Genomic DNA, 10,276 nt, shown 5'->3' on the forward strand with positions numbered 1-10,276 from the left:
AGCCTGAGAAAGGCGTTAGCGTCAGTGTTGCTGACGATTTCCCATCTCACAAAGATGTGATTAAGAGACAGATCCCTAAGGGAGAGGGGGATTTAAACTCCATATCCCATCATCTTCAGCAATTTCTGCGCGTGCTGCACCGCATCTTGACGGTGCGCAACGCCCAGCTTTTGATACAAATTCCGAATATGCGTTTTAATCGTGGTGGCCGCGACATCCAGCTCGCCGGCGATTTGCTCATTGCTGTAGCCCGAATAAATCAGTCCTAAAACTTGCCATTCGCGCTGGGTCAGCGGGCTGGTGCGGATCAGCTCCGGCACTTCAGGGTGATTTAATAAGCGGTTAACGAAGTTTTCATCGAAGTGGGCGAACTTGTGGCGATGGTGCTGGTTAATCTCACGCAAAATCCGCTGGGCACGATGCTGCTCCAGCTCAGGCAGGGTGTTGAGCTGGATTAACTGGCGCAGCTGCTGCGCCATCGCTTCACCTTCAATCACAAAGTGGCTGATAAACCCGGTGCGGTTTGCCAGCGCCAGCGCTTCCAGCAACACGCGCTGCGCATCGCTTTTCCGCCCGGCCTGCCAGTAAAGCTGGTTTAACAACAGCAGGTTGCGATTAAGATCGCTCATCAAACGCAGGCTGCGGGCGTTTTCGTTTAGCTCTTCCAGCACCATTTCGGCCGGTTCAAAATCACCCAGCAAAATTTGCGCGCGGGCGATATTGCGCCATTGGCTTTGCAGGAAATGGTTATTGGCAAACTCTGGCTTTGGCGTCAGGCGCAGCCAGTTGGCGGCAGATTTTTTATCCCCCGTCATTTGCCAGTAAATCACCCGGACTTTGTCAGCGTTGGAAACCCAGTCGCTATGGAATGAACCATTACCGAGCAAATTTTCAAGCCGGTTCAGGTGATTGCGTGCGTTATCTAAGTCACCGCGCGCCAGCGAACACTGCACTAACAGCGCCAGGCACTGTAGTTGCTGCTGCGGCTGGTAGCCGGAAAGCACCTCCAGCCCCTTGCGCGTCGTCGCCTCGGCTTCATCCAGACGCGCCCACGCCCACAGCAATTGTGCACGAATACGCAGTAAAAACTCATGCAGCGGGAGCTGCTCAAGGTGCTGCTCCTCGATAAGCGCAAAGGCCTTTTGCTGGCATTCCCAGGCCGATTGCAGGAAACCCTGCGCCAGCAAAATCTCACTCTGCTGGCATAAACCCCATAACGCGTAGTGCCACATATCATGGCGGCGCGCCATCTGTTCGGTTTGCTGCATCACCGAGAGTGATTTGGTGAGCTCGCCTTTGCAATGCAGCACTTCACCGTGAACGGAAGTGGCCACAATACGGCTGTAAAAACTGGCCAGTGGCAGCATATCGAGGGCGATCATCGCCAGACGTTCGGCTTCGTCCGGATCGCCGTCATTAATCGCTACCTGGGCGCGTAGGGCGTTAAATTCGCCATGCATCACATCATCCATCACGACATTCATCTCTTGCTCCGCTCGCGCCAGCAAGGTGTTTACTTCGCTGTAGCGATGCTGGCTTTGCATCAGCCACGCCTGCAATAAGACCAGTTTTGGATTTTCCAGCAAACTTTCCCACGGCAACGCTTTTAACGACTCTTCCAGCAGCGTTAATTCGCTGTGGTTAAACAGCGTCCAGGCGTGATGCAGCAGGATATCGCGCAGCAGGGCGGCGTCGTTGGCGGCAAGAGCGTGGTGAATCGCTTCGCTCGGGAAGCCCTGCGCCATCCAGCTTTCTGCTGCGGCACGGTGGATCTCCGGGAGCTCAGTTGCCAGTTCCCACTGACAGCGCTGGCGCAAGAAGTTGCCAAAAAGTGGATGAAAACGGAACCATTCGCCGCTGTCGTCCATGCGCTGAATAAACAGCCCCTGACGTTCGGTTTCTTCGAGGCGCATCTGGCCATTTTCTTCCCCGGTGACGCGCACGATTAACGCATCGTTCATCGAGCGCAGAATCGAGCTGCGCAGCAGGAAGTTACGCGTTTGTGCATCGACATTGTCCAGCACCTCATCGGCCAGATAGTCGGATAAATGGCTGGCGTTAATCCCTGAAAGCCGCCGGGCAGAGTGATGCGCCGAAGAGTTACTGTTCTGGCGCGCGGAAAGCGCGATCAGTTGCAGTGCGGTGGCCCAGCCGGCGACATCATCGCACAGGCTATTGCTGTCGCTATGTTCAAGCGGTGAGTTCAGACGATGGTCGAAAAACTGTTTTGCTTCCTGGTGGGTAAAGGCGAGCTGCTGGCTGCCAATCTCCAGCAGCTGATCGCGCACGCGTAAATTGGCAATTCCCAGCTGTGGCAAATTACGTGACAACACCACCAGCGTCATATTTTCCGGCTGGTGGCGAATGAAGAAGCGCATCGCGTCATGAATGACGGGATTGGTTATCAGATGGTAATCATCAATCACCACATACAGCGGGCGATGCCACTCCACCAGTTCGATAAAGAGTTGTGCAAAGAGTGCCGTCAGGGTCGAATACTGGCGCTTTTGTACCATCACTTCGCTGGTCACGCAGTGCCCGGACGTCGCTTGTTGAATCGCCGCTATCAGATAGCTGGCGAATCGTTCTTGTTGGTTATCACCCTCATCCAGAGAGTACCAACCTAGCTCATTTTTCCCTGCCGCCCACTGGGAAATCAGCGTTGTCTTCCCATAACCCGCCGGGCTTGTTACCAGCACCAGACGATAGTTATTCGCTGTTGATAGCTTCATCAACAGACGGTCGCGGACCACTGTATTTTCCAGACGTACTGGACGACTTAATTTGGAGGGGATCAGCATGGTCTGTCACTTCACTGTGTATGGAATATGCACGAATATGATTTTTTTTACGCTTCGTAATTAATACTCCCTACAAGGTCGACCAGATTGCCCGTTATTGCAAGATTGTTGAGGGTTTGAGGCCCTGTAAGTTGCACTTTGTCACAAATACCTTTTTTCCCTGAGCCGGGGTGAAAGAGCCGCTCTGCAGTGAAGAAGCTCGCAGCGTTGCTGGGTGTTTTTGCCAATAGCGCCTAACTTTAAGTGGCGGCGATCACATTTCTACCTACTCCCCGCTACTCCTCCCTCCGTAATCCCCCTCAGGAGGAGGAATTAGCCCAGGGCACCCGGCACACTAGCGGGTAATGAAATTAGAACCTCACAGGACCCGAGCCACTATGTCACAGACGACCTTCAATAAAGCACAATTTCAGGCTGCACTGACACGTCAGTGGCAGCGTTATGGGCTGCATTCCGCCTCCGAAATGACTCAGCAACAATGGTGGCACGCCGTCAGCGGTGCGCTGGCAGAACTGCTGGCCGCCCAGCCTGTTGCGAAACCAGAGAAGAAACAGCGCCACGTAAACTACATCTCAATGGAGTTTTTGATTGGCCGCCTGACGGGCAACAACCTGCTGAACCTCGGCTGGTATCAGGACGTGGCTGACGAACTCAAAGCGTTTGATATCAATCTTACTGACCTGCTGGAAGAAGAAACTGATCCGGCGTTGGGTAACGGTGGCCTGGGGCGTCTTGCCGCATGCTTCCTCGATTCTATGGCGACCGTTGGGCAATCGGCGATTGGCTACGGCCTGAATTACCAATACGGCCTGTTCCGCCAGTCCTTTAAAGATGGCCAGCAGATGGAAGCGCCTGACGACTGGAAACGCGGGAGTTACCCGTGGTTCCAGCATAACTCGGCGCTTGATGTGCAAGTCGGCGTCGGCGGCAAAGTGGTTAAAGACGGCAAAACCGTGCGTTGGGAACCGGCGTTTATTTTCCACGGCGAAGCCTGGGATTTACCGGTGCTTGGCTACCGTAACGGCGTGGCGCAACCACTGCGTTTGTGGCAGGCAAAGCACGCATATCCATTTGATTTAACGAAATTCAACGACGGCGATTTCCTGAAAGCAGAACAACAGGGTATCGACGCGGAAAAACTGACGAAAGTGCTCTATCCGAACGATAACCATCTGAACGGTAAGAAATTGCGTTTGATGCAGCAGTACTTCCAGTGTGCATGCTCAGTGGGGGATATTTTACGCCGTCACCATCTGGCGGGCCGTAAGCTTTCTGAGCTGGCCGATTACGAGGTTATTCAGCTTAACGACACGCACCCGACTATTGCCATTCCAGAGCTGCTGCGCGTGCTGATCGACGAGCACCAGATGAGCTGGGACGATGCCTGGGCCATCACCAGCAAAACCTTCGCCTACACCAACCACACGTTGATGCCTGAAGCGCTGGAGTGCTGGGACGAGAAGCTGGTGAAGGCGCTGTTGCCGCGCCATATGCAAATTATTAATGAGATCAACGCCCGCTTTAAGAAGCTGGTGGACAAAACCTGGCCGGGCGACGAAGCCGTGTGGGCAAAACTGGCGGTGGTGTACGACAAACAGGTTCGCATGGCGAATATGTGTGTCGTCAGTGGCTTTGCGGTAAACGGCGTGGCGGCGCTGCACTCCGATTTGGTGGTTAAAGACCTGTTCCCGGAATATCACCAGCTGTGGCCGAACAAATTCCATAACGTCACCAACGGCATCACGCCACGCCGCTGGATTAAACAATGCAACCCGGCATTGGCTGCTCTGCTTGATAAGAAGTTGAAGAAAGAGTGGGCCAACGATCTCGATGTGCTCGAAGGGCTGGAAAAATACGCGGACGACGCGAAATTCCGCAAAGAATACCGCGAGATTAAATACCAGAACAAAGTGAAGCTGGCGGCGTTCGTCAAAGCGCGCACCGGCATTGTGATTAGCCCGGATGCGCTGTTTGATGTGCAAATCAAGCGCCTGCACGAGTACAAACGCCAGCACCTGAACCTGCTGCATATTCTGGCGCAGTACAAAGAGATCCGTGAAAACCCAACGGCGGACCGCGTGCCGCGCGTATATCTTTTCGGCGCAAAAGCGGCTCCGGGATATTACTTAGCGAAAAACATTATCTTCGCCATCAACAAAGTGGCGCAGGCAATCAATAACGATCCGGTGGTTGGCGACAAGCTGAAAGTGGTGTTCCTGCCGGATTACTGCGTTTCTGCGGCAGAAGTGATGATCCCGGCGGCGGATATTTCCGAGCAAATCTCGACTGCGGGTAAAGAAGCTTCCGGCACCGGTAACATGAAGCTGGCGCTTAATGGCGCGCTGACGGTCGGCACGCTGGATGGCGCGAACGTAGAGATCGCCGAGAAAGTGGGCGAAGAAAACATCTTTATCTTCGGCCATACCGTGGAAGAAGTGAAAGCCCTGAAAGCCAAAGGCTACGACCCGGTGAAATGGCGCAAGAAAGATAAAGTGCTGGATGCGGTGCTTAAAGAGCTGGAGAAAGGCATTTACGCCGACGGCGATAAACACGCGTTTGACCAGATGCTGCACAGCATCGGCAAAGAGGGGGGCGACCCGTATTTAGTAATGGCAGATTTCACCGCCTATGCCGCAGCGCAAAAACTGGCGGATGCGATGTATCTCGACCAGGAAGCCTGGACGCGCGCCGCTATTCTGAACACCGCACGTTGCGGCATGTTTAGCTCGGATCGCTCCATTCGTGATTATCAACAACGCATCTGGCAGGCGCAACGCTAAGGGAACGCGATGGACAGCAAACGTCTTGATAACGCCGCCCTGGAGGCGGGAATTAGCCCCAACTACATTAACGCCCACGGCAAACCGCAGGCTATTCCTGCGGATACCAAGCAGCGTTTGCTGGAAGCCATGAGCCGCACCGCCACCGTGAAAAAGGCGGCGGTGACGCCGCCAGTGGCAAATGTGCTGGTGTTTACGTCCGGCACCCGTATGGCGACGGTGCTGGAAGGCCGCGGCGATTACAGCTGGCAGTTAACAACCGAAGACGGTAAGCAGCACAAAGGACATGCGCTGGCGGGCAAAAAGCTGGCGCTGCCTGCCGCGCTGCCGGAAGGCTATCATGACCTCACGGTTAGCCAGAATGAGCACCACTGGCAATGCCGCGTGATTGTGGCGCCGAAACGTTGTTACGAACCCGCGGCGCTTTTGCGTGATGAAAAGCTGTGGGGCGCGTGCGTGCAGCTTTACACCCTGCGTTCCGCCCATAACTGGGGAATCGGTGATTTTGGGGATTTGCAGCGCATGCTGGTGGATGTGGCGCAGCGGGGCGGCTCGTTTATCGGCCTGAATCCGATCCACGCGCTGTATCCGGCAAACCCAGAAAGCGCCAGCCCGTACAGCCCGTCGTCGCGTCGCTGGTTGAACGTGATTTATATCGACGTGAATGCGGTGGATGATTTCTTGCTGAGCGACGAAGCGCAGACATGGTGGAAAATGCCAACCACGCAGGCGACGCTGGCAGCAGCCCGTGATGCGCAGTGGGTAGATTATTCCGCCGTCACCGTGCTGAAAATGGCTGCACTGCGCATGGCGTGGAAGCAGTTCTCGCGGCGCGGTGAGCGTGATGAGCAAGTTGTCGCTTTCCGGACGTTTGTTCAGGAAGGTGGCGAAAGCCTGTATTACCAGGCGGCGTTTGATGCGCTGCACGCTTATCAGGTCAAAGAAGATGAAATGCGCTGGGGCTGGCCGGTGTGGCCGGAAGGGTTCCGCGATGCACGCAATCCGCAAGTGAAAGCATTTTGTACCGAACACCGTGACGAAGTGAATTTCTATCTGTGGCTGCAATATCTGGCCTACGCGCAGTTTGAGGCCTGCTGGCAAACCAGCCAGGGCTTCAAAATGCCGATTGGTTTGTATCGTGACTTAGCGGTCGGTGTGGCGGAAGGCGGTTCGGAAACCTGGTGTGACCGCGAACTTTACTGCCTGAAAGCTTCTGTTGGCGCCCCTCCGGATATTCTCGGCCCGCTCGGCCAGAACTGGGGGTTGCCGCCAATGGACCCGCACGTGATGACGGCGCGAGCCTATCAGCCGTTTATCGAATTGTTGCGTTCCAACATGACCAGCTGCGGCGCGCTGCGTATCGACCACGTTATGTCGATGCTGCGTTTGTGGTGGATCCCTTACGGTGAAACTGCCGACAAAGGCGCTTACGTGCATTATCCGGTGGACGATCTGTTGTCGATCCTGGCGCTGGAAAGTCAGCGCCATAATTGCATGGTGATCGGTGAAGATCTGGGAACCGTGCCGGTTGAGATCGTCGGCAAGCTGCGCGACAGCGGCGTTTACTCGTACAAAGTGCTCTATTTTGAACACGATGACGAAAAACAGTTCCGAGCGCCAAAAGCCTGGCCGAAACAGTCAATGGCGGTGGCGACGACCCACGATCTGCCCACGCTACGCGGCTACTGGGAGAGCGGTGATTTAACGCTGGGCAAAACGCTTGGCCTCTATCCTGATGAACAAATGCTGGCTGAGCTGTATCAGGATCGTGAACGCGCCAAACAGGGGTTGCTGAATGGTTTGCATGAGTATGGATGCCTGCCAAAACGTGCGGGGCATAAAGCTTCGTTGATGGCGATGACCTCCACGCTCAACCGTGGCATGCAACGCTATATTGCCGACAGCAATAGCGCATTGTTGGGCCTGCAACCGGAAGACTGGTTGGGGATCGCCGAGCCGGTGAATATTCCAGGGACCAGCTATCAGTATAAAAACTGGCGGCGTAAGTTATCGACTTCGCTTGAGGCGATGTTCGCAGACGACGAAGTGAATAAGTTACTGAAGGATTTGGATAAGCGCCGTAAGAAGAGATAAGAGAAATGTCGGATGTCGCGTAGCGACATCCGCCACATCAATCAATAGTACGAATGCTCGCCGCGCTGGTGTTCGGTCAAATCACGAACGCCTTTCAGCTCAGGGAACTCGGCCAGCAGCTGCTTTTCGATGCCTTCTTTCAGGGTCACATCGACCATTGAACAGCCGTTACAACCGCCGCCGAATTGCAAAATCGCATAGCCTTCGTCGGTGATTTCCATCAGCGTCACGCGGCCGCCGTGGCCTGCCAGCTGCGGGTTAACCGTAGCCTGCAGCATATATTCAACGCGCTCCATCAGTGGGGCATCGTCAGACACTTTGCGCATTTTGGCATTTGGCGCTTTCAGCGTCAGCTGTGAGCCGAGCTGGTCGGTCACAAAATCAATTTCAGCATCTTCAAGATAAGGCGCGCTTAACTCATCGACATATGCGGTTAACTGCTCGAATTTCAGGGCAGTATCTGACGCTTCAACCGCATCCGGCGGACAGTAAGAAACCCCGCACTCCGCATTAGGAGTACCAGGATTGATGACGAATACGCGAATTTGCGTCCCTTCTTCCTGACCTGCCAGCAGTTTGGCAAAGTGGGATTGTGCTGTATCGGAAATACGGATCATAACGATTGCTCAATAGTTGACTATTTTAGTCGGTTATAATACGCCCATCATCGAGGGTCTACAAGGTTCGACAAAGGCACCACACCTGGATAGTCGCCGCGCCCTGCTTTTTCAGCAGCCGCGCAATTTCCGCCACCGTACTGCCCGTCGTGACGACATCATCCACAATAGCTATATGACGGCCTGCAACCGGAAAATCAACCCTGAAAGCGCCTTTAAGGTTATTTCGGCGCATTCGGGCGTTGAGCTGGCGCTGGGTTGGCGTGGCGCGAACTCGCCTAACCCCTTTAGGGAAATAGTCACATTGCAGCCAGCGGGAAAGAGGGTTTGCAAGCAGGTCACTTTGGTTAAAGCCTCGCCGCCAGGCGCGATATGAATGCAGCGGGACACTGACAATACAATCGGGCTGCACCCACGAATTATGCCGCTTTGCCTCCAGAACACGCAGCAGCAGTAAACGCGCCAAAGCCGGAGCCAGCGCAACGGTGGCGTTAAATTTAAAACGTTGAATTAAGCCGCTCAGGGGCGGGCGGTAATCGGTAATGAAGAGTAGCCTGTCCCACGCGGGCGGCTTTTGCAGGCAGCGGCCACAGAGCGTATGCGTACTGGCGCAGGGCAACCCACAGCGCGGGCAGCAGGGCGGAGGCGTGGGTAAGGCTTTGGTGCATCGTGAACAAAACCCCCAATGCGCGCAAGCGAGCGGCATCTGGCATAGCCAACACAGCCCGGGGATTGTTAGCATATTCCCCTCCTTACAGATAAAAATGAGAACAGTAACCGATGAGCAAGCTTTGGTGGCAGACAAAAGGCGAAGGGCAACACGATCTTGTGCTGCTGCACGGATGGGGACTGAATGCCGAAGTGTGGCATTGCATTAGTGATGGGTTAAGCTCGCATTTTCGCCTTCATTTTGTCGACTTGCCGGGCTACGGTCGCAGCCAGGGTTTTGGCGCGTTAACGCTTGAAGAGATGGCAGAAGCGGTGCTGGCGCAGGCACCGGAGCGAGCGATGTGGCTGGGCTGGAGTTTAGGCGGGCTGGTGGCAAGCCAGGTGGCATTAAGTCAGCCACAGCGTGTGACGGCGTTGATCACCGTAGCGTCCTCGCCGTGCTTTACTGCACAAAACGACTGGCCGGGCATTAAGCCGGATATTCTGGCCGGTTTCCAGCAGCAGCTAAGTGAAGATTTTCAGCGCACGGTGGAACGCTTTCTGGCCCTGCAAACGCTGGGAACGGAAACCGCCCGTCAGGATGCCCGCCGCTTGAAAGCGGTAGTGCTGGAACAACCTGTGCCGAGCGTTGAGGTTTTAAACGGCGGCCTGGAAATACTGAAAACGGCAGATTTGCGTGAACCGTTGAGCCATCTTGCGCTGCCTTTCCTGCGTTTGTACGGGCATTTAGATGGGCTGGTGCCGCGCAACATTGCAGGGCTGTTGGATGAGCGCTGGCCGCAGAGCGAGAGCGTGATATTCCCGAAGGCCGCCCATGCGCCGTTTATTTCGCACCCTGCGGACGTTTGCCAGCTACTTGAGGCGTTTCAGAAGCGTATGAAAGATTGACATCCTCCCCGCCCTAAAGGGCGAGGATTCCTGCAGCGTTCAGACCGAAGTCCGACTCGCCTCGGTGGGTTCCTGCTTCATCGAGCGGCCTAAAACTGCCATCTCTCCACAGGCTAGCGCGGCGTGCCCCGCCGCTAAAATATTACGTGCGCCATTGATATCGGCGTTCGCGCTATATCCACATTCCAGACACTTGAACTTGCTTTGTGTCTGCCGGTTCTCTTTCGCTGTATGACCACAGCAGGCACATTTTTGACTCGTATAGGCTGGGTTTATCGCCAACACTTGACCACCCCGCCAAAGCTGTTTGTACTCAAGCTGTCGGCGAAGCTCGTGCCAGCCCTGATCTAATATCGAACGGTTTAAGCCGGTTTTTGCCCGGACGTTGCGCCCATGTTGGCTTACCGTACCCGCTGCCGACTTTGAC

7 protein-coding genes are annotated in these 10,276 nt (G+C 55.0%); 3 read left to right on the top strand and 4 right to left on the bottom strand.

Annotated features, from left to right (window positions below):
* Window positions 1-92: 92 nt before the first annotated feature.
* Window positions 93-2,801: an HTH-type transcriptional regulator MalT gene (malT, locus tag EHN07_RS16715; RefSeq protein WP_124025179.1), complete on the bottom strand. Its 2,709-nt coding sequence runs from the start codon at window positions 2,799-2,801 to the stop codon at window positions 93-95.
* Window positions 2,802-3,178: 377 nt separating this feature from the next.
* Here malT and malP point away from each other — a divergent pair, with 377 nt between their 5' ends.
* Window positions 3,179-5,581: a maltodextrin phosphorylase gene (gene malP, locus EHN07_RS16720; RefSeq protein ID WP_124025180.1), complete on the top strand. Its 2,403-nt coding sequence runs from the start codon at window positions 3,179-3,181 to the stop codon at window positions 5,579-5,581.
* A 9-nt stretch (window positions 5,582-5,590) separates the two neighbouring features.
* Window positions 5,591-7,675: a 4-alpha-glucanotransferase gene (gene malQ, locus EHN07_RS16725; protein ID WP_124025181.1), complete on the top strand. Its 2,085-nt coding sequence runs from the start codon at window positions 5,591-5,593 to the stop codon at window positions 7,673-7,675.
* Window positions 7,676-7,716: 41 nt separating this feature from the next.
* Here malQ and nfuA read toward each other — a convergent pair whose 3' ends face one another.
* Together nfuA and gntX are read right to left on the bottom strand one after the other, a co-directional pair.
* Window positions 7,717-8,292 (bottom strand): Fe-S biogenesis protein NfuA, encoded by a 576-nt coding sequence (gene nfuA / locus EHN07_RS16730; protein WP_124025182.1) that lies wholly within the window; start codon window positions 8,290-8,292, stop codon window positions 7,717-7,719.
* 58 nt (window positions 8,293-8,350) lie between these two features.
* Window positions 8,351-9,034 (bottom strand): DNA utilization protein GntX, encoded by a 684-nt coding sequence (gene gntX / locus EHN07_RS16735; protein ID WP_124025183.1) that lies wholly within the window; start codon window positions 9,032-9,034, stop codon window positions 8,351-8,353.
* A gap of 38 nt (window positions 9,035-9,072) precedes the next feature.
* Here gntX and bioH point away from each other — a divergent pair, with 38 nt between their 5' ends.
* A complete protein-coding gene (bioH, locus tag EHN07_RS16740; protein ID WP_124025184.1) occupies window positions 9,073-9,849 on the top strand; it encodes a pimeloyl-ACP methyl ester esterase BioH in 777 nt (258 codons plus the stop codon).
* 39 nt (window positions 9,850-9,888) lie between these two features.
* Here the strand turns inward: bioH and EHN07_RS16745 are convergent.
* The coding region (locus EHN07_RS16745; protein ID WP_148085477.1) for an RNA-guided endonuclease InsQ/TnpB family protein at window positions 9,889-10,276 on the bottom strand (388 nt) is incomplete at its 5' end.

It is taken from the genome of Buttiauxella warmboldiae (genome assembly GCF_003818135.1).
GTDB lineage: Bacteria > Pseudomonadota > Gammaproteobacteria > Enterobacterales > Enterobacteriaceae > Buttiauxella > Buttiauxella warmboldiae.

Excerpts from the sequence above, each read along its gene's own strand:
- nfuA (WP_124025182.1), bottom strand. The coding sequence starts at position 8,292 with ATGATCCGTATTTCCGATACAGCACAATCCCACTTTGCCAAACTGCTG.
- bioH (WP_124025184.1), top strand. The coding sequence starts at position 9,073 with ATGAGCAAGCTTTGGTGGCAGACAAAAGGCGAAGGGCAACACGATCTT.
- malP (WP_124025180.1), top strand. The coding sequence starts at position 3,179 with ATGTCACAGACGACCTTCAATAAAGCACAATTTCAGGCTGCACTGACA.
- malT (WP_124025179.1), bottom strand. The coding sequence starts at position 2,801 with ATGCTGATCCCCTCCAAATTAAGTCGTCCAGTACGTCTGGAAAATACA.
- gntX (WP_124025183.1), bottom strand. The coding sequence starts at position 9,034 with ATGCTAACAATCCCCGGGCTGTGTTGGCTATGCCAGATGCCGCTCGCT.
- malQ (WP_124025181.1), top strand. The coding sequence starts at position 5,591 with ATGGACAGCAAACGTCTTGATAACGCCGCCCTGGAGGCGGGAATTAGC.